Genomic DNA, 26864 nt, shown 5'->3' on the forward strand with positions numbered 1-26864 from the left:
AGGTGGCGCGGCGCGCCTTTGCGCCGTGACGGAGGGGTTCTTCACCGCATCACAGGCGCCAGTGGGACTTCAATAGCCCCTCCACCACGCTTCGCACGCCCCCCTCCCCGCTTCGCAGGGAGGAGACGGTCTAGATCTTCTCGCTGACCTTGATCGCCACCCGGCACCCGGCCTTGATCACCCCGCTCAGCAACCGGTAGGCCGGGGCCTCGCGGCTGCCGTGGTCGATGGCGTGGTCATGGTGGGCCAGCTCCTCGTCGCGGAACTGTTTCAGCTCGGCGGCCAGGGCCGGGTCGCGGTCGCCGATCTCGGCGATCTGGTCGGCATAGTGTTTCTCGATCACGCTCTCGACCGCCTCGGTGCAGGCGTGCGCCGCCTTCTCGCCCATCAGGGCCGTGCCCGCGCCCAGGGCCGAGGCCGCGATCCGCCACAGCGGCGTCATCGCCGTGGGCCGCACCCGGCGTTCGTTCAGCAGCCGTTCGAACCGCGCCAGATGCACCGCCTCCTGGTCCTGCATCTCGCCCAGGTCGCGCACCATGTCGCCGTGCGCCTTGCGCCCTTCGAACACCGCCTTCTGGGCGCGATAGATCAGCACGGCCGCATATTCGCCGGCGTGATCGACCCGCAGGATCTCGTCCATCCGCGCCTTGCTGGCGCCCATTCCGGGACGAGGCAGCGGGATATGAGGGGCGGCGTCGGTCATGGCGTCAGGCCTTTTCGAACCGGGGGGCGCGGGCGTCCTTGGGGCGTTTGGCCGCCAGCAGGCTGAATATCGCCAACGCCAGGGATATCAGGCCGTTCCAACCGGCCATCGACAGACCCAGCCAGCTCCAGGCCACGGAATCGCACATGGCCACCCGCTGGCTCGGCCCCGTCCCCAGCGCCAGGGCGGTCAGGCTTTCCAGATCGACTCCGCCCCCGCCGACGCAGGTCGCCGGCAGGCTCCACCACTTGTATTCGCCGCCCATGTGGAAGATTGCCGTCACGGCCCCGGTGGCGAAAACGGCCGCCAAAAGGAAAGAGGCGATCCGCGGCGTGCCGCGTCGGCTGCCGCTCAGAATGGTCCAGGCCGTCGCCACCACCGCCACGGCCACCGCGCCCCAATAGACCTCGCGCTGCTTCAGACACAGGTTGCAGGGCGCCAGGCCCGCGAACCGCTCAAACGCATGAGCCGCACCCAGCATGGCCAGCGACGCGGCCAGGGCGAAGGCGGTCCACCAACGGGTCAGCAGGCGATAGAGTTTTCTCATCGTGAAACGGTCTTACTCCGGTCCAGTCCCGTCGTCGACTTACAGAAGCTTCAGCACGACGATCAGGGCGATCAGCACCACCAACCCCGCCCCGGACCACAAAGCCAGCCGCTTCTCGACTTCGGCCAGCATGACCGGCCCCCAGGTCTTCAGGATCCAGGCCTCCAGGAAGAACCGCCCGCCCCGCGTCGCCACCGACGCCGCCATGAAGATCGGGAAGCTGAAGGCCGCCAGACCCGAGGCGATGGTCACCAGCTTGTAGGGAATGGGGGTGAAGCCCTTGATCAATATGACCCACAGCCCCCACTGCGCGAACCATTCACGGAAATGGTCCAGCCCGTCCGCGTGGCCAAGGAACCGCAGAATCGCCAAGCCGACGTCGGTCAGGAAATAACCGATAGCGTAGCCCAGGATCCCGCCCAGAACCGAAGCGAGGGTGCAGACGCCGGCGTAGAAATAGGCCTTCTCCGGCTTGGCCAGAATCATCGGCGCCAGCATCACATCGGGCGGAATGGGAAAGAACGAACTCTCGGCGAAGGACACCACCGCCAGCGCGGGCGTGGCGTGACGATGGCGCGCCAGATTGAAGACGCCGTCATAGAGCTTGCGAAGCATGGATAGTCCCCCGGGAGACCTGAAGCCGTAGCAAGACCCGGCCTTCCCGTCACCCGCTGCGACACCGCAACGCTCGCGACCGCAGCCGCCGCCGTCTAGAAGGAGCGTCAAATGACCGCTCCCCGCCCGACCCGCCAGGCTGACGACGTCAGCCACAATATCACCCGCCTGCTGCGCCGCCTGTCCGATGAAGGCGGCGAGGCGGGCCTGACCCTGGACGAGATCCGCGACCGTCTGGACGAACGGGCCTACGGCCTGCTGATCCTGCTACTGTCCATTCCCTGCCTGGTGCCCGGCCTTTACGGCGTGCCCCAGGTGGTCGGCGTCGCCATCATCCTGCTGGCGGCCCAGATGCTGGTCGGCCGCGAGGAACCCTGGCTGCCGCGCTGGCTGCTGAACCTGCGCGCCAAGGCCTCGTGGCTGAAGGCCATGGCCGATTTCGCCGAGTCGAAACTCGGCTGGATCGACCGTCTGTCGCGCCCCCGCCTGCGTCGCTTCGCCGACGGGCCGGGCGAGAAGCTGGCGGCGGTCTTCATGATCCTGGCCACCCTGACCATCGTCCTGCCGATGACCAACACCATCCCCTCCATCGCCCTGGCCCTGCTGTCCGTCGGCCTGATCCAGCGCGACGGCCTGTTCGTGATCGCCGGGGCGGCGGTGACGACCGCCTGGCTGACCCTGCTGGGCATGGTGGCGACCGGCGTGCTGCTGGGCGCCGAATGGGCGACGCGGCTTCTGCCGGGCTGACCCTATGCCTCGGGCCGGGCCGTGAACCCCCGTTCGATCCGGATCAGATCCAGCACGCCGATGATCTGACGCGAGCGCCACTGGCTCATAAGATAGCTCAGGGGGCCCAGGCCCATGATCGCCAGAATACTGATCACCAGGGACATGTGGGCGCGAGTAAAGCTCAGCAGGCTGTCGCCGGCCACATCGGCCGTCAGAGCCAGGATAGAGACCGGAACGGTCAAGTAGCAGATGATGACGAACCGCAGCATCTGGTCCTGGCGCCGTGCATTCAGGTCCGCCAAGGCCGCGAGCGCGTCGAAGCTGGCGCGGTCCAACCCGTCCAGCAGGGTGAAGGCCTTCAGGGTCGAGGGATTGCGGCGAAAGCCGCTGACGAAATCCACGCCCGTGTAGCCCCAGGCGCCGGGCGTATAGACGCTCGACGGCAGCAGGCTCCAGACCGGAAACAGCGCCTTCAGTCGCCGCCAGAGGGACCACAGCTCGCCGTTCGGTTCTAAGTCTTCCATGACTTGCGCACTGCGCCCCTTATGCCTCGCGTCTCAGCTTCGCGACGAGATCATGATTCTGCGCGACCATCCCTGATCATCGCAGAATGTCCAAAGTTTAACGGGAGTTTCCCTCAACTTTGTCGGAAGACATGTCTGACGTCGCGTTCAGCGACCTGTTTTTACACTTGGGCCGAACGCAATGATCCGTCTTGCCTCCTCTCTGATCCTCACCTCTATCTTCCTGACCTTGGGCGTGGCCTCGCCTTCTCTGGCCCAAGAGGGAGTCGCGCCCGACTACAGGCCCAGCTTCGACCCATCCGCTCTGAAAGGGCCGCCGGCGGGGCCGCTCAATGAGGTTCTGGTTCTGGGGACCCTGCATCTGTCGGAACTGGAGGAGGGGTTTCAGACGGATCTTCTGTCGCCGCTGCTGGACCGTTTGACCGCCTGGCGTCCGACCGCCGTGGCCACCGAGGACGTGTCGGGGCTTCAATGCGACAGCCTGCGCCGTTATCCCTCGCGCTACGCCGAAAGCATCAAGTACTATTGCTGGGATCCGACGCCGGCGAACCAGGCGACGGGCCTGGACGTGCCCGCCGCCAACGCCGAGGCGGAACGTCTTCTGGCCGACTGGCCCGCCCAACCCACGGCCGCGCAGCGGCGGCGCCTCGCCGCCGTCTTCATGGCGGCCGGAGAGCGCGGCTCCGCACTGGTGCAATGGTTGCGTCTGGCGCCGGAGGATCGGATCGCGGACGGCGCGCTCACCCTCGAACTCATCGCCATGCTCGAACGGCTCCGGACGCGCCGGAACGAGACCTACGCGATCGCCGCCCCTGTCGCGGCGCGGATGGGGCTGGAGCGTCTGTGGAGCGTGGACGACCATTCCGCCGACACGCCCGAACCGAACGACAAATCGGAAAACGAAGCCGCCCAGGCTGCGATCATGGCGGCCTGGAGCAATCCGGCCAGCGAGACGCGCCGGGAAGAATACGCCCGACTAGTCGAACGGATCTCCCAACCCGGCGGCCTACTGGACATCTATCGGGCCAATAATTCCGCGGAGGCGCAGCAGATGGCCTATCGCTCCGACTTCGGCGCGACCCTGGTGGAGCCGTCGCCGCAGATGTTCGGGCGCCAGTATCTCGGCTACTGGGAAACCCGCAACCTGCGTATGGTCGCCAATATGCGTGACGTCCTGGGTCGCTATCCAGGCACGCGGATGCTCGCCATCGTCGGCGGCTCGCACAAGGGCTACTACGAAGCCTATCTGAACCAGATGCACGATGTCCGACTGATCGACGCCGAGGTCGTGCTGCGCTGAGGCCGGCGGCGCGCCCTCCATCACGACCCCGTGGGACTGCCTTGGCTCTGTCGTCATCCGCGACTAGGTTCCGCCCCAATCGGCGGCCCCTTTCGGTTAAGCCCGCCACAAAAGCTACGCGGGAGACGCGCCATGAACGACATGACCCTATCCAAGGCTGAACAGATCAACCTGGAAAACCCCCTCGGCATCGACGGATTCGAGTTCGTCGAATTCACCGGCCCGGAACCGAAGGCGATGATTGCGCGCCTTGAACTGATGGGTTTCACCCAGACCCACGTGAACCCGAAGACGGATGTGGTGCGCCTGAAACAGGGCGACATTTCCTTCCTGGTCCACCGCACGCCGACCGGTCAGGCCCAGGCCTTCGCCGCCGACCACGGCCCATCGGCCAACGGCATGGCCTTCCGCACCACCGACGCCAAGGCCGCCTATGAGGGCGCGCTCGAACGCGGCGCCGTGGCCGCAACCGATGCGAACGGCGGGGCGCTGGGCGACTATCCCTATATCCTCCAGGGCATCGGCGGTTCGCTGCTGTACGTCATCGACCAGTATGGCGACGCCGGCTCGCTGTATGACGCCTGGGACGAGATCGAGGGCTGGGAAGAGGCCGAGCGCAAGAACTCGATGGGCCTCGAGATCCTGGACCACCTGACCCACAATGTCCGTCGCGGCCAGATGCGCACCTGGTCGGGCTTCTACGGCTCGGTCTTCAACTTCGAAGAGCAGAAATATTTCGACATCAAGGGCAAGGCGACCGGCCTGTTCTCGCAAGCCATGATCGCGCCCGACCGCGCCATCCGCATTCCCCTGAACGAGAGCCAGGACGACAACTCCCAGATCGAGGAATTCCTGCGCCGCTACAACGGCGAAGGCATCCAGCACATCGCCCTGACCACCGAGAACATCTTCGAGACGGTCGAGGCCATGCGCGCGCGCGGCGTCGACTTCCAGGACACGATCGAGACCTATTTCGAACTGATCGACAAACGCCTGCCCAACCATGGCGAGGACGTGGAGCGGATGCGCAAGAACCGCATCCTGATCGACGGTTCGGACGAGGAGGGCCTGCTGCTGCAGATCTTCACCCAGGACACCTTCGGGCCGATCTTCTTCGAGATCATCCAGCGCAAGGGCAACGAAGGCTTCGGCAACGGCAACTTCCAGGCCCTGTTCGACTCCATCGAACTGGACCAGATCCGTCGCGGCGTCATCAAGGTCGACGCCTGAATGCGGATGCGGCCGCCGACCTGGCTGCCCTATCTGGGGCCGCCTCTGGCCGGGCTGGGCGCCGGGATCGTCGGGGCGTGGCTGGGCGGCGGGTTCTGGATTTCCCTGCTCGCCGCCCTCATCGTCGGCTTCGCCCCCATCGTCGCCTACCGCGTGTGGAAGCAACTGCACCATCGGGGATGAAGGTTCTCCGCCCACTCCCCCACTCTCGTCATCCTCGGGCTTGGCCCGAGGACCGGGCGTTCCGCCGCAAGGCGGCCAGGGCGACGCACAGTCCGCCCAACGCCTGATCCTCGGGCCAAGCCCGAGGATAACGGGGGAGAGAGCGGCTTGAACACTCCTAATTTCTTTTGTCGCACTCCTGAAAACCCACGCCTTTTCAGATTTTCGTTACAATCGACCTGACACGCCCCGACGCCCGGTTAGGATGGCGATCTCAATCGGGGAGCCGGCCATGATGCGGACTGCACTAACTGCACTAATTGCACTGTGTTTCTTCGGCCTGACGAACGGCGCCCAGGCCCAGGAAGGCCCTCGCTGGTCCCTGGCCATCCACGGCGGCGCCGGCGTGATCGAGCGATCCAGCCTGACGCCGGAGCAGGACGCGGCCTATCGCGCCGCCCTGCAACGGGCGCTGGACGCCGGATCGGCGGTGCTGGCGCGCGGCGGCGCGGCGCTGGACGCGGTCCAGGCCGCCGTTCAGGTCATGGAGGACGATCCCCTGTTCAACGCCGGGCGGGGCGCCGTCTTCACCGCCGCCGGCCGCAACGAGCTCGACGCCGCCGTCATGAACGGGTCGGACCTGACCGCCGGCGCCGTCGCCGGCCTGACCACCACCCGCCACCCGGTCGCCGCCGCCCGCGCGGTGATGGAACAGTCGCCGCACGTCATGCTGATCGGCCCCGGCGCCGACGCCTTCGCCGCCCAGGCCGGTCTGGAACAAGTCGATCCGGCTTTCTTCTTCACCGAACGCCGCTGGCAGGGCCTGATCAAGGCCCTGACCGAGGCCGGCCTGCCCCTCCCGGAACGCCCGGCCGGCGCGCCCGCGCCCGAAGCCCCCGCGCCCGGAGCCCAAGCGGCCGTCGCCCCGCCACTGAACGAGAAGAAGTTCGGCACCGTCGGCGCCGTGGCCCTGGACAGCCAGGGCCGTCTCGCCGCCGCCACCTCGACCGGCGGCATGACCGCCAAACGCTGGGGCCGGGTGGGCGACGTGCCGATCATCGGCGCCGGCACCTACGCCTCCAACGCCGACGGCTGCGCCGTCTCCGCCACCGGCTCGGGCGAGTATTTCATCCGCTCCACCGTGGCCCGCGACATCTGCCGCCGCACCGCCGACGGCGCGACCGCCCAGGCCGCCGCGGAGGCCGAGATCGCCGATGTCGGCTCCATCGGCGGCGACGGCGGCGTCATCGTCATGGGCCTGACCGGAACCCCGGCCTTCGCCATGAACACCTCGGGCATGTATCGGGGGGCGGTCGCCTCGAATACGCCGCCCCGCGTCGCCATATACGCCGACGAAGGAGATCCCCGTTGACCGACGACGAACTGACCAAGATGGTCGAAGAAGAGCTGGACGCCGCCTGCGCCATGCCCTTCGTCGAGCTGAAGAAAATCACCCCCTGGGGCGACACCTTCGAGGGCTTCGCCCCCTCCGGCCGCACGGTCGAGGTCGAGCGCCGCTATCTGTGGGCGGTCGAGCCCGAGGGCGGCGTCATCGTCGAGGTCGAGGTGCGCGACCCCGCCGCCCGCGCCGGCGCCGAGGCCCGCGCCCTGCTGACCGCCGCCCCCTGATCCACTGTCGTTAACCTTTTTCTTGGCCCAGCTTCGCCGCTGCGGCATCATGGGTCGGCGAACAACGGGTTAGGCAGGGTGCGGCATGTCGGCGAGCGTCTCCAACTATCCGCAGGACTTCCAGACGCCCGATCCGGCGGCGCTCGAACCTGTTGATCCCATTCTGTTTCTAGGCGTTCACCCGCTGCTGCTCCTGCTGCTGGGGGCCCTGATCCTGGGCCTGATGGTCCTGGCCTGGCGGGCCGGCAAGGGCGCCACGACCACCCAGCCTGACGCCGCCGAATCGATCTGGCGCGCGATCGACCGCGCCTGCCAGGCGGCCATGACCGCCAACAGCGACGCCCTGGTCGGCGCCGCCAAGGCCCTGCGCGCCACCTATGACGACTGTCTGGGCGCCGTCGTGGTCCTGGCCGAGGGACCGTCCAAGCCCCTGAAGGCCGTCGATCACGCCCTGAAGGGTCGGATCAAGGAGACGGTCAAGCCGAAGGACCCCGAGCCCGCACCGCCCCATCCCCACGGCGCCGCCCACTGCGAACCGCGCCGCCCGGGCCATCCTCATCCCCCCGTCATCCCCGCCAATGTGACGGTCGTCTCCAACAGCCATGTGGTCATCAAGGGCGATCACATCGACAACAACGTCCCCGGCGGCGCTTGCTCGGGCCACGGATCTGGCGCTGCGGTGCTGGACAAGCCCGCCTACGCCCCTCATCCGCCCAAGCCCGCTTCGCCGCACGGATGCTCGCCCGCCCCGGCGCCGGAGCCGGCGCCCGCCAAGCCGGCGGAGAAGGAGGTCGAGCGCGACATGACCAAGGCTGAGCAACTGACCGCCCTGCGAGAGGCCGTGGCCCAGTTCAACGACCACTGGTGCCGGCGCGAGGAGCGGATCCGCGAACTGCGCGCCGCCCACCGCCAGCTGTCGACCCTTCGCCCCGGCGCCCCGAAGCCCGAACACGGCGGCGGCCCCCGTCACTGACCGCCCCTCTGTTCCCCTCGGCGCGATTTCGGTCTAGGCCAAGGGCATGAAACTCGCCTCGCTCAAGCACGGCCGCGACGGCCGCCTCGTGGTCGTCTCGCAGGATCTGCACTGGTTCACCGACGCCTTCCTGATCGCCCCCACCCTTCAGGCCGCCCTAGACGACTGGGACCGCTGCGGGCCCCGGCTTCAGGCCCTGTCCGAGAGCCTCGAGCATGAGGCCGTGCCGCGCGGCCGCTTCCATGAACGCGACGCCGCCTCGCCCCTGCCCCGCGCCTATCAGTGGGCCGACGGCTCGGCCTATGTGAACCATGTCGAGCTGGTGCGCCGCGCGCGCGGCGCCGAGATGCCCGCCAGCTTCTGGACCGATCCCCTGATGTACCAGGGCGGCTCCGACGACTTCCTGGCGCCGCGCGACCCCATCCCCCTGGCCGACCCCGCCTGGGGCTGCGACCTGGAGGCCGAGATCGTCGTGGTCGTCAGCGACGTGCCCCAGGGCGCAACGCGGGACGAGGCCCTGGCCGCCGTTCGCCTGGTCGGCCTGGTCAACGACGTCTCTCTGCGCAACCTGATCCCCGCCGAACTGGCCAAGGGGTTCGGCTTCGTCCAATCCAAACCCGCCAGCGCCCTGTCCCCCGTCCTGGTCACGCCCGAGGCTCTGGGCGACCGCTGGAAGGACGGCAAGCTGCACGGCGAACTGACCGTCCAACTGAACGGCGCCGACTTCGGCAAGGCCGACGCCGGCGTGGACATGACCTTCGACTTCGGAACCCTGATCGCCCACCTGGCCAAGACCCGGTCCCTGTCGGCCGGGACGATCATCGGTTCAGGCACGGTCTCCAACCGCGACGCCGACGGCGGCCCCGGCAAGCCGGTGTCCGAGGGCGGGCTGGGCTATTCCTGCATCGCCGAGGTCCGCACGGTCGAGACGATCCTGCGCGGTCAGGCTGAAACGCCTTTCCTGGCCCATGGCGACACGGTCCGGATCGAAATGCTGGACGACCACCATCACTCGATCTTCGGCGCCATCGAACAGACGGTCGAACCACTTTTACGCGAGGCCTGACCACACTGGATTGACCGATGCGTCCGCACGCACCAAACACGCTGTGGTTGGCGGGCCGAACCCGCACATGGAGGTGACCGCGTGAAATCGACTGTGCTTCCCCTTGTGTTTTGCGCGGCGAGCCTGTGGGCCGGCGCATCCGCTGCGCAGGACGCCGGCGCGGCGGGCGAAGACTGGGACCTGGTCAAGGACACCAAGAAGAAGAGCACGGTCGCCTATGTGACCACGACGACAGGCCTCTCCATCGCCACCCGCTGCCTGGACTCGGGCTATTCGGCGTTGATATTCGGCCTGCCGGAGGTGACCCGCCGGACCAAGACACGCCCCTTGCAAATCACCTTCCGCGATGAAGAAGCCTCGGAGTGGCGTTGGAACGTCACGACCGATCGGGCGGGCGCGGTGGCCGATTTTCCTGCCCCCTTCGCTCGCGAGCTGCGTCAGGGCGGCCGTGTTCAGATCGTCGTGCCGGACGGCGCCGGCGAGGGACGCAACCTGCGCTACGATCTGAACCTCCCGGCTTCAGGCTCCGCCATCGACGAGACCTTGACCGCCTGCGACCGTCCGCTGGAAGATCCGCGTGACCAGGAACTGGACGCCATCGCCGAAGACGGTCTCCAGGTCGGCATGCGCTGGGACCGCCGGATTCGCCCACGCTATCCTTTCCAGAGCCGTTACTCGGAAGGCTTCGCTGTCACGACCTGCGTCGCTCAGCCCGACGGAAGGCTGCGCGACTGCGTGATCGAGACCGAGCATCCGGGCGACGGCCGGTTCGGCGAGGCGGTGCTGAAGGCCGCCGGCGACGCCACCGTCGCCTATGACGGCGACCAACCTACAGCGCCGCGCATGATGGCGTTTCGCGTGAACTTCATCATGCAATGAAGACGCCTCTGGACCGGCCGCCCGCCTCTGTGGCATGAGGCGGTCCTTCCGCTGCGGGCGTGGTGGAATTGGTAGACGCGCTGGACTCAAAATCCAGTTCCGAGAGGAGTGCCGGTTCGACCCCGGCCGCCCGCACCACCTTCTGAAGTTTATGGAAATTCGCGCTCTAAGGCGGTCTTCATATGGAGACGGCCCGTCCCGGAGCCAGCAGGTTCGGCGCGCATGCGCGCACCGGAGCCAGATCAGGTTCGGAACGGGCCGTAAAAGATCGGTACGAATACTTAAATCCGACCCGAAGCCATATTGGCATTAAGTCGCATTGTTGGAAAGGTGCACCGCTAACGAAATGCGCTTCACCCGCAAAAAGACCGGTCATTGACTCAGCGCTCTGTGGAAGAAGCCTGTCACATCAGCCAGCACGGTCGCCTTTTTGCGGAACAGCGGGGAGAAGGTAGCCACTAGGTCTGCATGGTCCAGCCCCGGATAAAGTCTCGCCTCCGACCGACCGCCCGCCGCCCTCATCCGTTGGTCGAGGATGGTCGTGTCCTCGGCATGGACCACGACATCTTCCGTTCCGTGGCCCAGCCAGATCGGCGGGGCGTCCGGCCGGACGAAGGTGACCGGCTGGGTCAGGGTGGGGTCCGGCGCGCGGCCGAAGGCGTTCCGCGCCGCCCCCGCATCAAGCGGCAGAAAATCGTAGGGCCCGGCCAGACCCGCCGCCGCCTTGATCAGGCCCGGACGCCTCACGGCCTCCATATAGCGGCGGTCTAGCGCGATCATCATGGCCAGGTGCGCGCCCGCCGAATGGCCCAGAACACCCAGTTTGTCGGGGTCTCCACCATGGGCGGCGGCGACGTCTGCTGTCCTGGCCGTAGCGGCGGCGGCGTCTTCGATGAAGGCGGGAAAAACGGCCTGGGGCGCCAGCCTATAATCGGGGAGAGCTACGACGAAGCCTTGGGCCGCCAGGGCCTGCGCCGCCCAGCCGTACAGGTCGCGCGACCCCGAATCCCAGCCTCCGCCATAGAAGAAGACCAGGGTCGGATAGGGTCCCCGCGCGCTGGGGGCATAGAGATCCATCCGCTGCCGGGGGTCGTCGCCATAGGCGATGTCGCGCGCAACACGGCGCGCGCCGGCGTCTCGAGGCCCCAGGCTGTTGAGCAGGCTCAAGGGCGAACAGGCGCCGGCGATAAGGCCCAGGACGGGTGCGAACAGCCCCCGGCGTGTCATGCAAAACGATCCATGGCTTCCAATACGTCGTCGCGCCCGCTTCGGCTCATCCCCTTGAAGATTATCGCGCGCCCGCGATCAATCCGCCGCAGTCGGCGTCTTCGGCCAGACCGGGATCGACGAAGGCGAACAGGGCGGTGACCGGCGCCGCCACCGTGCTCAACAACCCGGCCAACCCGCCCTGACGGACCACCGCGCCGACATCGACGCCCACGCTCGGCGCCGTCAGCGCGCCGCGAACCGTGATCGGCGCCCAGACCCGCAGCAGACGCGGCTTCTTGGACTCGCCGTCGATGCGCAGGTTCAGGGTCTCGGCCCCCAGGTCGATCGAACCCGTCCCTTGGGCCAGGACGACATCCGTGTCGATCACCAGAGTCTTGGCCGTCGCCTTACCGGCGCGTACGTCGAAATCGGCCACAGCGCAGCGGATCTGCGCCGTCGATTGATCGCCCCGCAGCAGCTTTAGCAAACCCGCGCTGGCGTTGATGCCCAGCAGTTCGGCGAAGGCGGACCGCATCTGACCATTGGGCACGACCAGGCTGAGCGAGCCTTTCGACCCCGCCGCAAAATCATGGATCGACGCCCCCGGTCCCTCCAGCTTGGCGCGCCCCAGCGCCCGGCCCGTCAGGGGAGCGGACCCGCCGCGCGCGGGGATGATCGATTCCAGCGGATAGCCGGCCAGGCGGAAGTCGACCACGCTGTACGGGGTGTCGCGCGTGGCGTTGATCCGCGCCGTGCCGTTCAACTCGCCGCGATTGAAATTGAAGCTGACCGGATCGAGATTGAGGATTCCATCCTTCAACTCAGCCCCAAGATTAACCGCACGCACGTCCAGATCGTTCGCCTTCACTGTGGTGGCGCGATAGGTCAGGCTTCCATCCATGGTCCGCAGGCGCTCGGTCTGCAACGGCGCGTCCGGCAGAAGCTTGCCGCCGACCACGACCGGGGCTTCGGTATTGGTGCCGGCGTCATTGGTTTGGGTCCGCGCGCCCAGCACGGCGGCCAGGTCGTCGATATCCAGGCGACGCGACGTCAGGCGCGCATCGACCCGCAGCCGCTCGGCGGCGTCCACCCGCACAGTCCCGGCCAGATCCGACGCCCCAACCCGACCGTTGAAATCCTTGAAGGCCCAGATGTTCTCGTCTCGCTTCAACGCGCCGGCCAGACGATAGGGCGGCGTGTTGGGCAGGGTCACGCCCGTCAGCAGATACAGGTCCGACAGATCCCGCCCCTGGAGGGTCAAGGTGGCGTCAAACCTGCCCAGATCGAACGGCCGGGTGACGGCGCCTTTCGCTTCCAGGCTGGAGCCTGCGCCACTGACGCTCGCCTCAAACTGATAGGGCCGGTCGCGGCGAATATTGATGAAGGGGCCGCCCTGAATCCGCAGCTTCAACGGCGAACTGTTCACCGTGCCCTGACCCTCCAGGAGGAAGCCCGCCGCCCCGTCTTGACCCTCGCGCGCATCGACGACCGCCTCCAGCTTCAGATTCCGGCGACGTTCGTCGAAGATCAGCCTGCCGTCGGTGATGATCAGTTGCTGGATGACCGGCAGCTTCATGCCCTCGCCCGTGTCCGGCTTGTCAGGGCTCAGTTCCCAGCTTTTACGGCCGTCCTCCGAGGCGATCAGGACCACTTCGGGCCGGGTGAAGCTGAGCAGAGGCATTTCAATCTGGCCGGCGAACAGTTTGCGCAGCCGCACCGAGGCGCGAATCTCCTCCACATCAGCCGTGTCGCGGTCCCGCGCCCACTCTGGCCCGCCGATTTTCAGCCCGCGCACCACCACCGACGGAGTCCAGCTGAACAGGTGGACGTCCAGATCGCCGCGCAGCGCGATCTCGCGATCATATTCCGCCGAGGCCCACCGCCCGATCGGCCCGCGCAACATGTTCCAGTCGAACAGGATCAGGGCCAGCACCACCAGCCCGATCAACATCAGGCCGATCCCGCCCGCCCAGGCCTCGGCCCGGCCGGGACGGCGAACGGCGGCATAGACGGGATCGTTGGCCCGGACCCAGTCGCGAAATTCCCGCGCTCGCACGACCGCCGGCGCTACGCCCTGACGGCGCAGTTTCGACCAGAGTTCGTTCCATTTCAACATTTTGGCCCAGACGTCGGCTCTAACAGCTCGACTCAACGCGGCAAGCGGAGTTTGGCGCCACTGGACGGTGCTGAGCCATGGCTCGGGGACAAATATCGTCCGATACCACCCTAGTTGTCGTGAAAGCTTTACATCTCTCGAAAACGGCGCATATTTCGTCAGAGCCCTGATCTTAATTCAGGCCATAGGAGGATGCCCGATGACCCGTTTCGTAACGCCTGTCTTGATCGCCGCCACTCTGGCCGCGTTCGCCACCCCCAGCCTAGCCCAGTCTGCACGCACCCAGACCGCCCAGCCGGCCAAGCTTCAGTCCGTCATGGTTTGCGCCACTGACGCGGCCACCCGTCGCGCCTATCAGCGCGAATTCGGCGCCGCCCCGGTCTTCGTCACCGCCCAGGAAGCGGTCGACGCCCGCCAGGCCGGCCAGCGCTGGGCCGCTCCGCGTTGCATGACCGAGCGGCAGTACGACCGCCTGGTCTCCATGACCCAGACCCGCGCCTCGCTCTGACCCCTGAGGAGGCGCAGCAAAAAGGGGCGCGGCCTTGCGGCTGCGCCCCTCTTTCGTTCTGGAAATGACCAGACCTATTGGGCTGGGGTCAGGTATTTGTTCAGCCAGCCGAACACCTCGTCATGCCATTGCAGGCTGTTGGCCGGCTTCAGCACCCAGTGGTTCTCGTTTGGGAAGACGATCAGGCGGCTGTCGATGCCCCGGCGTTGCAGCGCCGTGTAGGTGGACAGGCCCTGAGCCGTCGGAATGCGGAAGTCCAGATCGCCCTGCACAACCAGCATCGGGGTCTTCCAGTTCTCGACATGGTTGGCCGGGTTGAACTTCTGGTAGCCTTCCGGCTTGTCCCACGGCGTGCCGCCGTATTCCCACTCGGTGAACCACAGCTCCTCGGTCGAATAGCCCATGCCGAAGGTGTCGAAGACGCCGTCGTGGTTGACCAGACACTTGAACTCATTGGACCAGTTGCCGGCGATCCAGTTGATCATATAGCCGCCGTACGACGCCCCGAGGGCGCAGGCATTATCGCCGTCTAGGAAATCATATTTCTGCTTGGCTGCGGCCCAGCCCTTCTGCAGATCCTCCAACGGCCGATCACCCCAGTGCTGGCTGATGGCGTCAGTGAAGGCCTGGCCATAGCCGGTGGAACCGTGGAAATCGATCATCACCACCGCATAGCCGGCGCCCGCATAGGTCTCGGGATTCCAGCGATAGGACCAGCCGTCGCCGAACGAACCCTGTGGCCCGCCGTGGATCAGGAAGGCGACCGGGTATTTCTTCCCTTCCTCATAGCCGACCGGCTTGATGACATAGCCGTGGACCGTCTCGTTGTTCCAGCCGGGGAAGCTGAACTGTTCGTACTCGCCGAAGGCCTTGGCGTCGAAGGCGGGGTTGGCCTGGGTCAGGCGGCGCTGCATTTCACGACCCAGATAGGTCTTGAAATACAGGTCGCTGGGCGACTTCAGACTGTCCTGGGCGAAGACGAAGCCCGCCGGCGTCTGCTGGAAGGCCGAGACATGGCCCGGACCGGTGACGGGGGTCACCACCCCGTTACGCGTATCCACCGCGAACAGCTTGGTCGAGCCGACGTCGCCGGCGGTCGTGTACAGGGTCTGGCCGTCGCGCGACCATTGCAGGGTGTCGGCCGAACGGTCCCAGTTCGACGCGATCTCGCGCTTCTGGCCCGACTGAACATCCATCAGCACGATCTGATAACGGTCGGCCTCGAAGCCGGGCCGCGCCATGGCGCGATAGGCCAGGGTCCGACCATCCGGCGAAAACACCGGACCCGCATCCCACGCCGGATTGTCCGGCGTCAGGTTCGAGAAGGTTCCGTCGCCGGTCAGGCCGTTGGTCTTCCACAGGTCGAAATTGGTGCTCCACGGCTCGGTCTTGCCGGCCAGTCGCGCCGAGAAGACGATGGAATCCCCCGCCGGAGTGAAGACGAAGTCGCTTTCGTCGCCGAACGGTTTGGACGGGGTGTCGCCATCGAAGCCTTTGGTCACCCAAACCGGGTTCCCGGTCGTCTGGCCGTTGCGGCCGATGGACTGGACGAACAGGTGGTTCTGGGTGTGGTCGTTCCACGTATCCCAGTGGCGCACGAACATGCGGTCATAGACCTGGCCGGTCGTTTTCCGTTCGGCCACGGCCTTGCCCATCTCAACCGAGGCGTTCAGGTCGGCCGCGTCCGGATAGACGGCCAAGGACACCGCCACCTTGTCGCCGCTCGGGCTGATCCGATAGGCGTTCACGTCCAGCGGCAGATTGGTCACCTGCACCGGGGTCGCCGTCGGCGAGGCCACCCGCCAGACCTGGCTGGCGCCCGACTTGCCCGACAGGAAGTACAGATTTCCGTCCCCGCCCCAGCGGGCGGTGTTGGCGCCCTGATCCGAAATGGTCAAGCGGCGCGGCGCCACGTCCGGCGTCTCCAGATCCAGCATCCAAAGGCTGCCGGCGCGGCGGTTCGCCTCCACATCCGTCGTCGTCACCGAATAGACGACATAACGGCCGTCCGGCGACACCTGCGGATCGCCCAGGCGGTTGGCGGTGATCATGTCGCGATAGGTGAAGGCGTCGGGCGTGGCGGGCGCAGCCGGAACCGGCGCGGGCGGAACCTGGGCCAGGGCCGGGGCGGCGCTCATCAGGGCGCCCGACAAGGCAATCCCCGCGCAGGCGGCGGACAGGAGAGAACGGTGGCGCATGGGGCATTCCTCGCAAAACTCGCAGCGGCGAGGCGTAGCACCCCCGTTCGCCGGGCGAAAGTTGCTGACGGCTCAGAAGTTAGCTAAGCTGCTTGGACCAAGGAGCGCGACATGACCACTGTCACCGTCCACCACGCCAAGACCCATCTCTCAAAACTGATCGCCGCCGCCGAACGTGGCGAAGAGGTCGTCATTGCGCGCGGCGACAAGCCCGCAGTACGGATTGTGCCCTTCGAACCGGCCGCGAAGCCTGAACGCAAGCCGGGCCGGCTGAAGGGCATCGGGCAGTTTGACGACAGCTTCTTCGACCCGCTCCCCGAAGACGAACTTCGCCTCTGGGAAGGTCGCGGCGATTGAATATCCTGCTCGACACCCATGCCTTGATGTGGTGGGTTTGGGACAATGAACGGCTGTCGCACACGGCCAGCCGCGCGATCCGAAATGCTGAAACCGTCTTCGTAAGCAGCGTCTCTGCTATCGAGATCTCCATCAAATACCGCATCGGCAAACTTCCGAACGGTCAAGTTCTGGCCGAGCACTTTGTTCAAGTCATGCAAAACGAGGCCTTCGATGAACTGCCCGTGAGTTGGCAGGAAGCAAGCCTGGCCGGCCGGATGGCGGGCGAGCACCGCGACCCGTTCGACCGGCTGCTGATCGCACAGGGCCTGATCAACAACCTGACGCTCGTCTCCAATGAACAGCTGTTCGACACCTTCGGCGTGGCGCGCCTCTGGTAGGCTTGCTCCCTTTCCCCGAACCGGCGACAAGCGGTCGTCCATGAATTCCGCCCCCCTTCCCGTTCGTCGTTCGCCCCATATCGTCGATGACCTCATCGCCGAGCGCGCCCCGCGTCTGACCGCCTCTCGCTTCTGGCCGGTTGTGCGGCCGGCCCTGTATTCCATGCTGAACTACAGGGCGGCTGTGCGGATGGCCGACGCCATCCAGAACCTGTCGGGCGCTGAAACCCTGGACCACGTCTCGGACCTGCTCAGCCTGAAGGTCTCTACCGCCCATCTGGACCGTCTACCCGCGACCGGCCGGTGCGTCGTGGTCGCCAATCACCCCACCGGCATCGCCGATGGGGTCGCGGTCTATGACGCCGTCCGCCAACGCCGCCCGGACGCCATCTTCTTCGCCAACGCCGACGCCCTGCGCGTCTCGCCGCGACTGGCCGAGACGGTCATCCCGGTCGAATGGGTCCACGACAAACGCACCCGCGAAAAGACCCGCGCCACCCTGAACGCGGCCAGGGACGCCTTCGAGGCCGAACGCTGCGTCGTCATGTTCCCCGCCGGCCGTCTGGCCCGCGAGAAGAACGGCGTCCTGACCGATCCCGAATGGGCGCCCACCGCCGCCTCCCTAGCGCGCAAATACGCCGCCCCGGTCATTCCCATGCACTTAACCGGCCCCTACAGTCGGCTGTTCCACCTGTTCGACAAGGTCTCGCAGGAACTGCGCGACGTCACCCTGTTCCACGAACTGCTGAACAAGGCGGGCAAGCCCTTCGGCGTGGGGGTCGGTCAGCCCATCCCGCCCGAGCGGCTGGACGTGGACGCCGTAAAAGCCACCGTGGCCCTGAAACATTTCACAGAACGCACCCTGGCCGCCGATCCCGACGCGGTGTTCCCATGAAGATCGAACTCCCCGACGCCGAGGCCACCACCCGTCTGGGCCAGGTCATTGCGCCCCTTCTGGCGGCGGGCGACAGCCTGCTGCTGTACGGGCCGCTGGGCATGGGCAAGTCGACCCTGGCGCGCGGCCTGATCCGAGTCCTGACCACGCCGGACGAGGACGTGCCCAGCCCGACCTTCACCCTGGTTCAGTTCTACGAGAGCGACCCGCCCGTCGCCCATTTCGACCTCTATCGCCTGACCCGGCCGGAAGAGGCCTTCGAGATCGGCCTGGACGAGGCCCTGGACGAGGGCTGCGCCATCATCGAATGGCCCGAGCGTCTGGGCGAGGCGCCCGAGCGGTTCCTGGGGCCGGATCGGCTGGTCATCGAAATTTCCGAACACGGCGATGGCCGTGTTGCGACCGTTTCCGGCGCAGGCCGGTGGGAAGACCTGATCGACCATGTCCGTTTCTGACCGCGAACAGCTTCGCCTCGACTTCCTGGCCTCCGCCGGCCTGGCTGCGGCCGCGCGCGCCCCCTTGCCCGGCGACGCCTCGACGCGGCGCTATGAGCGGCTGACCACGCCGGGCGGCGCCAGCCTGATGCTGATGGACCAGGCGCCCGCCGCTGAAAGTCCCCCCGCCGACCCATCCTGGACGCCGCAGCAGCGCCAGGCCGCCGGCTGGAACGCCGTCGCCCGCCTGTCCGCCGGCCGGATCGAGGCCTTCGCCGCCGTGGCCGCCCATCTGAAGGCGCTGGGCCTGTCCGCCCCTGAGATCCCGGCCCTGGACGCCCCGAACGGCCTGGCGGTGCTGGAGGATTTCGGCGACGCCCTGTTCGCCCGGGTGATCGAGGACGGCGCCGACGAGACGCCTCTCTATCTGACCGCCATCGAGGCCCTGGCCGCCCTGCACGAGGCCGGAAACCCGCCGCAGACCCTGCACGGCCCCGGCGGCGACTGGCCCCTGCTGACCTATGACGAGACGGCGCTTCAGGGCGGGGCCGACCTGTTCGTCGAATGGCTGCCCCGACTGGACGACCGCGTCGCCTTCGACGCCGCCGCCGTCGCGGAGTGGCGCGAGGCCTGGGCGCCCCTGGTCGCCTCGGGTGCAGCCGGGGCCTCGGTCATGGCCCACCGCGACTATCACGCCGAGAACCTGATCTGGCTGCCCGAGCGCGACGGCCCCGCCCGCGTCGGCATGATCGACTTCCAGGACGCGGTCCGCGCCCACCCGTCATGGGACCTTCACTCCCTGCTGCAGGACGCCCGCCGCGACGTGTCGCCGGCGCTGGAAGCCGAGGCCCTGGACCGCTATTTCGCCCTGCGCCCCCAGGTCGACCGCGCCGCCTTCATGGCCGACTACGCCGGACTGGCCGCTCTGAACGAGGCGCGGATCATCGGCATCTTCGCCCGGCTGATCGCCCGCGACGGCAAGCCCCGCTATCGTGAGTTCCTGCCGCGCATGTGGCGGCACCTGAACGCCAATCTGGACCAGCCGGCCCTGGCGCCCGTCGCCCGCTGGTTCGACCGCCATGTCCCTGCCGAGGTGCGCGCATGACCGCTCCCAAGACCGCAATGGTGCTGGCCGCCGGCCTGGGCACCCGCATGCGTCCCCTGACCGACGACCGGCCCAAGGCCCTGGTCGAGGTCGGCGGCCGCGCCCTGATCGACCATGTGCTGGACAGACTGGCGGACGCGGGAGTCGAGCAAGCGGTCGTCAATGTCCACTGGTTCGCCGACCGGCTGGAGGCCCATCTGGCCGCACGTGGACGCGGTCCACGGATCATCATCTCCGACGAACGCGCCGAACTGCTGGAGACCGGCGGCGGGCTGAAGAAGGCTCATCCCCTGCTGGGCGACGATCCCGTCTTCGTCGCCAATATCGACAGCGTCTGGATCGACAGAGGCGACGCCCTGACCGATCTAATCCGCCTGTGGAACCCGGACACGATGGACGCCGCCCTGCTGCTGGCCCGCCGCGAGGGCTCCATCGGCTTCGAGGGCGACGGCGACTTCTTCCTGGCCGAGGACGGCCGCCTGACCTTCCGCGGCGACGCCCCCTCCGCCCCCTTCGCCTATATGGGCGTCCACATCACCCGCCCCGGCTATGCCGACCACGGCCCCGACGGCCCCTTCTCCCTCAGCCCCCTGTGGCGCAAGTCCGCCGCCGAAGGGCGCCTCTACGGCTGCGTTCTGGACGGCGACTGGATGCACGTCGGCGATCCCCAGGCGCGGGATCAGGCCGAGGCGAAACTGGCGGGAGACGCGTGAGCGCGTTCGATCCTTTCACGGCGTCCAGCCCCCGCTGGTACGCCGTCCCGGCCCACCGGCCCTTCCTCGAAGACTTGGCCGCCGGCGTCCTGGCCTGGCTGGGCGATCTGCCGCCCGAGACCCTGTCGGACGCCACTATCCTGCTGCCCAACCGCCGCGCCGCCCGCGCCTTCACCGACGCCCTGTCAAAACTCTCGCAGGGGCGCCCCATCCTGCTGCCCCAGGTCCGGCCATTGGGCGATCTGGAGGAGGACGAGCCGCCCTTCACCCCTGGGGCCCTGGGCCTCGACCTGCCGCCCGCCATCCCCGCCCTGACCCGCCGGTTCGAAATGGCGCGGATGATCGTCGAACAGTTCGACAACGACCTGAGGCCGATGCGGGCCCTGGACCTGGCGGATGCGCTCGGGGGCTTCCTCGATTCCTGTCAGTTGGAAGAAATCCAGAACCCCGAACGGATCGCCACACTGGTGGACGGCGAAATGGCCGAACACTGGGAACGGTCGGCCGAGTTCCTGGGGCTCGCCGTCACCGCCTGGCCCAAACGCCTCGCCGAACTGGGCCTGGTTGATCCCGCCTGGCGCCGCGCGACCCTGCTGCGCCGCCTTGCCGAACTGTGGGACCACACGCCCCCGACCCAGGCTGTCATCGCCGCCGGTTCGACCGGCACCGTCCCCGCCGCCGGCGACGTGCTGAAGGCCGTGGCCAGGGCGCCGCTGGGCTGCGTCGTCCTGCCCGGCCTCGACCTCGATCTGGATGCGGCGGTCTGGGACCGGCTGGACGAACAGCATCCGCAGAGCGCGATGAAACGGCTGCTGGACCGCTGCGACGTCCCCCGCGAAGCCGTCCGCCCCTGGTTCCGCCCCCCGGTCGCCCCCGCCGCCTCGGCGCAAGGCCTGGCCCGCCAGCGGCTGGTCAACGAGGCCCTGCGCCCCGCCGAGGCCACCGACGACTGGCGCCGCGCCATCCGTGATCTCCGCTCGGCCGCCGCCGCGCGGGGCGAGGCCCGCGACCCCATCGCCGAAGGTCTGCAAGGCCTGTCCCTGCTCACCGTCCGCGCCGAGGAAGAGGCCGCCGCCGCTATCGCCCTGATGATGCGCGAGACGCTGGAAACGCCCAATCCTGATGGAACGGGTCGCACCTGCGCCCTCGTCACCCCCGACCAGGCCCTGGGCCGCCGCGTCGCCGCCCGGCTGGAACGCTGGGGCGTCATCCCCGATTCCTCGGCCGGCGCCCCCCTGTCGCGCCTGCCCGCCGGCGCCCTGGTCGATCTGTGCGCCCGCTGGATCGCCGATCCGGTCCAGCCCCATCTGCTGCTGGCGATCGTCAAACATCCGTTGGTCCGGTTCGACCTGGGCGACGCCCCTCAAGCCGCCGCCGTCACCGCCCTGGAGGAACACGCCCTGCGCGGTCCTCGCCCGCGCGACTTCGCCGCCATCCGCCGTCGCCTGCTCGAGGCGGTCGAACCCGACCGGCGCGGCAAGGCCCCGCCCGAGTGGAAACGGGAACGCCTGTCGGCCGCCACCCGCCTTGTCGAGCGTCTGCAAACCGCCATCGAAGCCGCGACCGCCGTCTTCTTGCCCCAGACCGAGCGAAATGGGGCCGACCTGAACGTCGCCGCCTCTGCCCTGACGCGCCTGATCGAGACCCTGGCCGGCCAGGACGCCTGGGCCGGCCCCGACGGCGAGGCCGCCGCCGCCCTTCTGTCCGGCCTGATCGAGGGCGGGGCATCGCTGGGCCGTATCGACCGGGCCGACCTGGCCGAGTTGACCACGTCCCTGGTGCGCGAGACCGTGGTCCGCACCGGGGGCGCCACCCATCCATCTCTGCGGATCCTGGGGGCCATCGAGGCGCGGCTGGTGCGCGCAGACCGGATGATCCTGGCCGGGCTGGAGGAAGGCGTCTGGCCCCAGGCCGCGCCCACCGACCCCTTCCTGTCGCGCCCGATGCGCGAGGCCCTGGGCCTGCCCCCGCCCGAACGCCGCCTGGGTCAGACGGCCCAGGACTTCGTCCAGGCCGCCTGCGCCGACGAGGTGATCCTGGTCCACAGCGAACGGCGCGGCGGCCAGCCCGCCGTGCGGTCCCGCTGGCTTTGGCGGCTGGAGATGCTGACCCGCGGCGCCCATTCCGCCGAAACCCCGGTCGAACTGCCCCGGCCCCGCACCGTCCTGGACTGGGCCCGCGCCCTGGACGCGCCCCCGCCCGGCCCGCCGCGCTTCGCCAAACGGCCCGAGCCCCGCCCGCCGGTGCATCGCCGCCCACGCAGCCTCTATGTCACCCGCATCGAACGCTGGGTGCGCGATCCCTACGCCATCTACGCCCTGTGGGTGCTGGGGCTGGAGGCGATGGAGCGCCCCGGCGCCTCTGCCGAAGCGCTCGCACGCGGCAACGCCGTCCACGCCGCCATCGAACGGCTGACCCTGGACTGGCCCGACGACCTGCCCGACGACTGCGAAGCCATCCTGCACGACCATCTGCTGCGCGAACTGGGCGCGCGCGGCTTCGAGGATGCGGCCATGGCGCGCGAGGCGCCCCTGGCCCGCAACTGCGCCCGCTGGCTGACCGATTTCGAGCGGCGGCGCCGCGCGCGGGGCATCGACATCCTAGTCGAGCAACAGGGGACCATGACCTTCGACGCCCCCGCCGGCCCCTTCACCGTCAAGGCCTTCGCCGACCGCATCGAACTGGCCTCCGACGGCGCGGCGGTGATGGACTTCAAGACCGGCGCCGCTCCATCCGCCAAACAGGTCAAGTCCGGCTTCGCCCCGCAACTGACCCTGACCGCCGCCATCCTGGCCGACGGCGGGTTCGAACGCACCAACGGCCCGGTCACGCCAGACGAACTGACCTATGTCCGCGTGGTCGGGCGCAAGACGGCGGGCGAGGTCATCACCCGCGCCTCGGGCGCCGAGGCCGCCGACCTGGCCCAGGCGGCGCTGGACGGGCTGAAACGCCGCATCGCCCGCTTCGACGACGAGAACACCCCCTATGTTTCCTGGGCCGCGCCCCAGTTCATGGGCAACCAGGGCGGCAACTACGACCATCTGGCCCGCGTCTGGGAATGGTCGGTGATCGGCGATGGGGACGAAGAATGAGCCTGTCGCCCCAGATCGTCGCGGCAGACCCGCGCCTGACCGTCTTCGTCACCGCCAACGCCGGTTCGGGCAAGACCACCACCCTGGTCAACCGGGTGGCGCGGCTGCTGCTGGATCAGGTCGATCCCGGCGCCATCCTGTGCGTCACCTACACCAAGGCCGCGGCCGCCGAGATGCAGGCCCGGCTGTTCGACCAGCTGGGCGGCTGGGCCGTGCTGGACGACGCCGCCTTGTCGCGCGAACTGGCCCGGCTGGACGACGGCGACCCGCAGGCGATGGACCACGCCGCCCTGTCCCGCGCCCGCAAACTGTTCGCCCGCGCGCTGGAGACGCCCGGCGGGCTGAAGATCCAGACCATCCACGCCTTCTGCGAAAAACTGCTGCGCCGCTTCCCGCTCGAGGCCGGGGTCTCGCCCCGCTTCACCGTGCTGGAAGACCAGGCCGCCACCGCCCTCAGCCATTCCGCGCGCGAGGACCTGGCCCGCGCCGCCGTCGCCTCCCCGGACGGCCCCATCGGCTCGGCTTACAGCCATTTCGCCGTCGAGTTGGACTGGCAGAGGTTCCAGGCCCTGCTGTCGATGATCGAGGCCAAACGCGCCGACCTGCTGGACTATATCGACCGCGCCGAGGCCGGGACCGCGCCAGATCCCTACGCCCTCACCGGCGCCGAGGCGGGCCGCAGTCCCGAGGATCTGGAACAGGACTTCATCGCCTGGATCGACCCCGCCGAATGGAACCGCATGGCCGAGGCCATGGAGACCGGTTCGACCAACGACCGCAAGATCGCCGACGCCATGAGCGTCGCCGCGCCCCCCTACGCCGGGTTCGCGGCCCTGGCCGGAGTCTTCTGCACCCAGGCGGGCGAGCCGCGAAAGAGCATGGGCACCAAGTCGGCGCCGCAAGGCGCGGTCGGCTGGCTGCTGGACCTCCAGACCAAATTCCTCGCCACGCGCGAGGCCTTGCGCAAGGCGCGGATCGCCGACGACACGATCAAGGTCCTGACCCTGGCTCGCGCCCACGCCGCCTTCTACGAGGCCGCAAAGGCCCAGCGCGGCGCCCTGGACTTCCCCGACCTGGTCGCCCGCGCCGCCGCCCTTCTGACCCGCAGCGGGGCCGCCGCCTGGGTGCTGTACAAGCTGGACGGCGGGGTCGATCACGTCCTGATCGACGAGGCCCAGGACACCGCCCCCGAACAATGGGCCATCGTCCGCGCCCTGACCGGGGAGTTCTACTCAGGCCAGACATCGGGCCGCACCGTCTTCGCCGTCGGCGATGAGAAACAGTCGATCTACTCCTTCCAGGGGGCCCGGCCAGAACGGCTGCGCCAAGAAAGGGATGTCTACAGCCAGTTGGCTATCGGGGCGGGTGTTGAGTATCGCGGGCCGGAGCTGAACACCTCCTACCGCTCGACCGAAGAGGTGCTGGCCTTTGTCGACGCCGTCTTCGCCGATCCCGACCGCACCCGCGCCCTGACCGGCCCGCAAGGCGACATCGCCCGTCATATCCCCGCCCGGATCGGCCAGCACGGCGCCATCGACCTGTGGCCCCTGTTCCTCGACGAACCCGCGCCCGAGACCGACGCCTGGGACGATCCGGTTGATCAGGAAAGCGTCGGCAGCGCCCGCAAACGCCTGGCCCGCGACCTAGCCCGCGAAATCCGCCGCCAGGTCGAAAGCGGCCTCGCCGTCTTCGACCGCAGCACCCGCGAGCTCCGCCCCGCCGGCTACGGCGACTACATCGTCCTAGTCCGCCGCCGCGACGCCACCTTCGAAGAGATCATTCGCGCCCTGAAGACCGAGGGCGTCCCCGTCGCCGGGGCCGACCGGCTGAAGCTGTCCAGCCATATCGTCTTCGACGACCTGATCGCCCTGGCCCGGTTCGCCCTCTTCCCCGACGACGACCTGTCGCTGGCCGAGGTGCTGCGCAGCCCCCTGTGCGACGTGGACGAGGACGGCCTCTACGCCCTCGCCGGGCGCGAGAACCGCAAGCCGGGCCAGCTGTGGCGCGACCTGCGCGACCGGGCCCACGAACGCCCCGAGTGGACCCGCGCCCGCGACGCGCTTCAGGCCGCCATCGCCGCGCGCGGCGGCGACCCGTTCGCCTTCTTCTCTCAGGCCTTGAACCGGGTGGACGACACAGGCCGATCCGGCCGCGCCCGCATCCTGGCCCGGCTGGGCCGTGAGGCGGAAGAAGCCGTCGACGAAACCCTGAACCAGGTCCTGGCGGCCGAGAACCGCGGCGCGATCGACCTGGAGACCTGCCTCGCCCAGCTGGAGGCCGCCGACGTCGAGGTGAAACGCGAACTGGAGGGGGCGCGCGGCGAGGTCCGCGTCATGACCGTCCACGGCGCCAAGGGGCTGGAGGCGCCCATCGTCATCCTGCCCGACACCACGATGAAGGCGAAGGCGCAGGGGCCGTCCCTGATGCCGGCCGTTACGCCCGAGGGCGAAGGCGAAGCCTGGCTGATGGCGCCCGGTTCGGCCAAGGACGACTGCCCCGCCTCGGCCGACGCCCGCGCGGCGCGCCAGGCCCGCACCGACGACGAGACCCTGCGTCTGCTCTATGTCGCCCTGACCCGCGCCCGCGACCGGGTCATCGTCATGGGCCGCGCCTCCAGCCGGGGCGCCGAGCCCGGCAGTTGGTGGTCGGTGATCGAGGAGACCTTCGACCGGCTGGGGGATCAGGTGCGCGAGGTCGAGAACGGCGTTCGCCGCTTCGGCTTCGACCCCGAACATCGCCCGACGCAGGCCGCCGCGACCGCCTCCGCCGACGCCCTGCCCGCCTGGGCCGCAGTCCCGCCCCCGCCCGACGCCGCCGCCCGCTTCGCCTCGCCGTCGCGGATGGAGGGCCAGGTCCGCATCCCCGCCCCCTCGCCGCTCGCCCGCAGCGCGGCCGGCGGCGCCGCGCTGGGCCGGTTCCGTCGCGGCGACCTGATCCACCGGCTGCTGGAACGCTTGCCAGAGATCACCCCCGTCGACCGTCCCGACGCGGCGCGCCGTCTGCTGGCGCGCGAGACCGATCTGGACGAGGCCCAGCGCGCCGAAATGATCGCCGCCGCCTTCTCAGTCCTGGACGACGCCCGCTTCGCCCCCGTCTTCGGCCCCGGCTCCCGCGCCGAGGTGGCCCTTACCGGCGCCCTGCCTGGCCCGTCCAGCGTGGCGATCAACGGCCGCATCGACCGGCTGGTGGTCACGCCCGACCAGGTGCTGGTGATCGACTACAAGACCAACCGCCCCGCCCCCGACACCCTGGACCGGGTCGATCCCGCCTATGTCTTGCAGGCCGCCGTCTATGTCGCCGTGCTGAAACGCCTCTACCCCGACCGCCCGGTCGAGGCCGCGCTGGTCTGGACCGACGGCCCGAAACTGATGCCCATCCCGCAGGCGATGCTGGACGCGGCGCTCGCGTCTTAAGCCCGTCGCTCGGGCTTAAGACGCGAAGCTCTGGCCCGCCGCCGCAACGACCTTCAACGCATAGCCGCGTTCACCGCCCTGCACTCG

25 protein-coding genes and 1 tRNA gene are annotated in these 26864 nt (G+C 68.5%); 19 read left to right on the forward strand and 7 right to left on the reverse strand.

What is annotated here, in order from left to right:
* Nucleotides 1–130: 130 nt before the first annotated feature.
* From ACW17X_RS08945 to ACW17X_RS08955, 3 genes are read right to left on the reverse strand one after another with little or no spacing between them, the layout of a single operon-like run.
* Complete coding sequence (locus ACW17X_RS08945) at nt 131–703, reverse strand: demethoxyubiquinone hydroxylase family protein (RefSeq protein WP_492096824.1); 573 nt, start codon at nt 701–703, stop codon at nt 131–133.
* A gap of 4 nt (nt 704–707) precedes the next feature.
* Nucleotides 708–1250, reverse strand: coding sequence for a disulfide bond formation protein B (locus ACW17X_RS08950; protein ID WP_492096825.1), 543 nt, complete (start codon nt 1248–1250; stop codon nt 708–710).
* A 39-nt stretch (nt 1251–1289) separates the two neighbouring features.
* The gene (locus tag ACW17X_RS08955) at nt 1290–1865 is read right to left on the reverse strand and encodes a YqaA family protein (protein ID WP_492096826.1); all 576 of its coding nucleotides are present in this window, start codon (nt 1863–1865) and stop codon (nt 1290–1292) included.
* A gap of 111 nt (nt 1866–1976) precedes the next feature.
* On the opposite strand from ACW17X_RS08955, the gene ACW17X_RS08960 reads away from it, so the two are divergent.
* On the forward strand, nt 1977–2612 hold the full coding sequence (locus ACW17X_RS08960) for an exopolysaccharide biosynthesis protein (RefSeq protein WP_492096827.1): 636 nt from the start codon (nt 1977–1979) through the stop codon (nt 2610–2612).
* A 2-nt stretch (nt 2613–2614) separates the two neighbouring features.
* Here the strand turns inward: ACW17X_RS08960 and ACW17X_RS08965 are convergent, their stop codons facing one another.
* Entirely contained in the window at nt 2615–3118 is a 504-nt protein-coding gene (locus ACW17X_RS08965; RefSeq protein ID WP_492096828.1) for a hypothetical protein, read from the reverse strand.
* A gap of 181 nt (nt 3119–3299) precedes the next feature.
* On the opposite strand from ACW17X_RS08965, the gene ACW17X_RS08970 reads away from it, so the two are divergent.
* The 9 genes from ACW17X_RS08970 to ACW17X_RS09010 all read left to right on the forward strand — a co-directional run bounded on the left by ACW17X_RS08970 (nt 3300) and on the right by ACW17X_RS09010 (nt 10495).
* On the forward strand, nt 3300–4418 hold the full coding sequence (locus ACW17X_RS08970; RefSeq protein WP_492096829.1) for a DUF5694 domain-containing protein: 1119 nt from the start codon (nt 3300–3302) through the stop codon (nt 4416–4418).
* A 132-nt stretch (nt 4419–4550) separates the two neighbouring features.
* Nucleotides 4551–5648 (forward strand): 4-hydroxyphenylpyruvate dioxygenase, encoded by a 1098-nt coding sequence (gene hppD / locus ACW17X_RS08975; protein ID WP_492096830.1) that lies wholly within the window; start codon nt 4551–4553, stop codon nt 5646–5648.
* A 6-nt stretch (nt 5649–5654) separates the two neighbouring features.
* A complete protein-coding gene (locus tag ACW17X_RS08980) occupies nt 5655–5831 on the forward strand; it encodes a hypothetical protein (RefSeq protein ID WP_492096831.1) in 177 nt (58 codons plus the stop codon).
* A gap of 271 nt (nt 5832–6102) precedes the next feature.
* Entirely contained in the window at nt 6103–7182 is a 1080-nt protein-coding gene (locus tag ACW17X_RS08985; protein ID WP_492096832.1) for an isoaspartyl peptidase/L-asparaginase family protein, read from the forward strand.
* Complete coding sequence (locus ACW17X_RS08990; RefSeq protein ID WP_492096833.1) at nt 7179–7439, forward strand: hypothetical protein; 261 nt, start codon at nt 7179–7181, stop codon at nt 7437–7439. Before ACW17X_RS08985 ends, ACW17X_RS08990 begins: the two co-directional genes overlap by 4 nt.
* 85 nt (nt 7440–7524) lie before the next feature.
* Nucleotides 7525–8412 carry a hypothetical protein gene (locus ACW17X_RS08995; RefSeq protein WP_492096834.1) on the forward strand — a complete coding sequence of 296 codons (888 nt, stop codon included), beginning with the start codon at nt 7525–7527 and terminating at the stop codon, nt 8410–8412.
* 46 nt (nt 8413–8458) lie between these two features.
* Entirely contained in the window at nt 8459–9478 is a 1020-nt protein-coding gene (locus tag ACW17X_RS09000) for a fumarylacetoacetate hydrolase family protein (RefSeq protein ID WP_492096835.1), read from the forward strand.
* A gap of 81 nt (nt 9479–9559) precedes the next feature.
* Nucleotides 9560–10357 (forward strand): hypothetical protein, encoded by a 798-nt coding sequence (locus ACW17X_RS09005; protein ID WP_492096836.1) that lies wholly within the window; start codon nt 9560–9562, stop codon nt 10355–10357.
* Nucleotides 10358–10410: 53 nt separating this feature from the next.
* Nucleotides 10411–10495 (forward strand) — tRNA-Leu (locus ACW17X_RS09010).
* A gap of 234 nt (nt 10496–10729) precedes the next feature.
* Here ACW17X_RS09010 and ACW17X_RS09015 read toward each other — a convergent pair.
* On the reverse strand, nt 10730–11584 hold the full coding sequence (locus ACW17X_RS09015) for an alpha/beta hydrolase (RefSeq protein WP_492096837.1): 855 nt from the start codon (nt 11582–11584) through the stop codon (nt 10730–10732).
* 61 nt (nt 11585–11645) lie between these two features.
* Complete coding sequence (locus tag ACW17X_RS09020; RefSeq protein WP_492096838.1) at nt 11646–13682, reverse strand: AsmA family protein; 2037 nt, start codon at nt 13680–13682, stop codon at nt 11646–11648.
* 199 nt (nt 13683–13881) lie between these two features.
* Here ACW17X_RS09020 and ACW17X_RS09025 point away from each other — a divergent pair, with 199 nt between their 5' ends.
* On the forward strand, nt 13882–14190 hold the full coding sequence (locus ACW17X_RS09025) for a hypothetical protein (protein WP_492096839.1): 309 nt from the start codon (nt 13882–13884) through the stop codon (nt 14188–14190).
* Nucleotides 14191–14264: 74 nt separating this feature from the next.
* Here the strand turns inward: ACW17X_RS09025 and ACW17X_RS09030 are convergent, their stop codons facing one another.
* Nucleotides 14265–16388, reverse strand: a complete 2124-nt coding sequence (locus ACW17X_RS09030; protein ID WP_492096840.1) for a S9 family peptidase — start codon at nt 16386–16388, stop codon at nt 14265–14267.
* A 111-nt stretch (nt 16389–16499) separates the two neighbouring features.
* Between ACW17X_RS09030 and ACW17X_RS09035 the strand changes: the two genes are divergently transcribed.
* From ACW17X_RS09035 to addA, 8 genes are read left to right on the forward strand one after another with little or no spacing between them, the layout of a single operon-like run.
* Nucleotides 16500–16745, forward strand: coding sequence for a type II toxin-antitoxin system Phd/YefM family antitoxin (locus ACW17X_RS09035; protein WP_492096841.1), 246 nt, complete (start codon nt 16500–16502; stop codon nt 16743–16745).
* Complete coding sequence (locus tag ACW17X_RS09040) at nt 16742–17125, forward strand: type II toxin-antitoxin system VapC family toxin (protein ID WP_492096842.1); 384 nt, start codon at nt 16742–16744, stop codon at nt 17123–17125. Before ACW17X_RS09035 ends, ACW17X_RS09040 begins: the two co-directional genes overlap by 4 nt.
* A gap of 40 nt (nt 17126–17165) precedes the next feature.
* Entirely contained in the window at nt 17166–18020 is an 855-nt protein-coding gene (locus ACW17X_RS09045) for a GNAT family N-acetyltransferase (RefSeq protein WP_492096843.1), read from the forward strand.
* Nucleotides 18017–18475 carry a tRNA (adenosine(37)-N6)-threonylcarbamoyltransferase complex ATPase subunit type 1 TsaE gene (gene tsaE, locus ACW17X_RS09050; RefSeq protein ID WP_492096844.1) on the forward strand — a complete coding sequence of 153 codons (459 nt, stop codon included), beginning with the start codon at nt 18017–18019 and terminating at the stop codon, nt 18473–18475. The genes ACW17X_RS09045 and tsaE overlap by 4 nt, the downstream gene beginning before the upstream one ends.
* Complete coding sequence (gene amgK, locus ACW17X_RS09055; protein ID WP_492096845.1) at nt 18462–19559, forward strand: N-acetylmuramate/N-acetylglucosamine kinase AmgK; 1098 nt, start codon at nt 18462–18464, stop codon at nt 19557–19559. Before tsaE ends, amgK begins: the two co-directional genes overlap by 14 nt.
* The gene (gene murU, locus ACW17X_RS09060; RefSeq protein ID WP_492096846.1) at nt 19556–20272 is read left to right on the forward strand and encodes an N-acetylmuramate alpha-1-phosphate uridylyltransferase MurU; all 717 of its coding nucleotides are present in this window, start codon (nt 19556–19558) and stop codon (nt 20270–20272) included. Before amgK ends, murU begins: the two co-directional genes overlap by 4 nt.
* Nucleotides 20269–23364 carry a double-strand break repair protein AddB gene (gene addB, locus ACW17X_RS09065; protein ID WP_492096847.1) on the forward strand — a complete coding sequence of 1032 codons (3096 nt, stop codon included), beginning with the start codon at nt 20269–20271 and terminating at the stop codon, nt 23362–23364. The genes murU and addB overlap by 4 nt, the downstream gene beginning before the upstream one ends.
* Nucleotides 23361–26777, forward strand: a complete 3417-nt coding sequence (addA, locus tag ACW17X_RS09070; protein WP_492096848.1) for a double-strand break repair helicase AddA — start codon at nt 23361–23363, stop codon at nt 26775–26777. Before addB ends, addA begins: the two co-directional genes overlap by 4 nt.
* Nucleotides 26778–26864: the final 87 nt, after the last annotated feature.

Source organism: Brevundimonas sp. FV1ye4L (assembly GCF_058681255.1).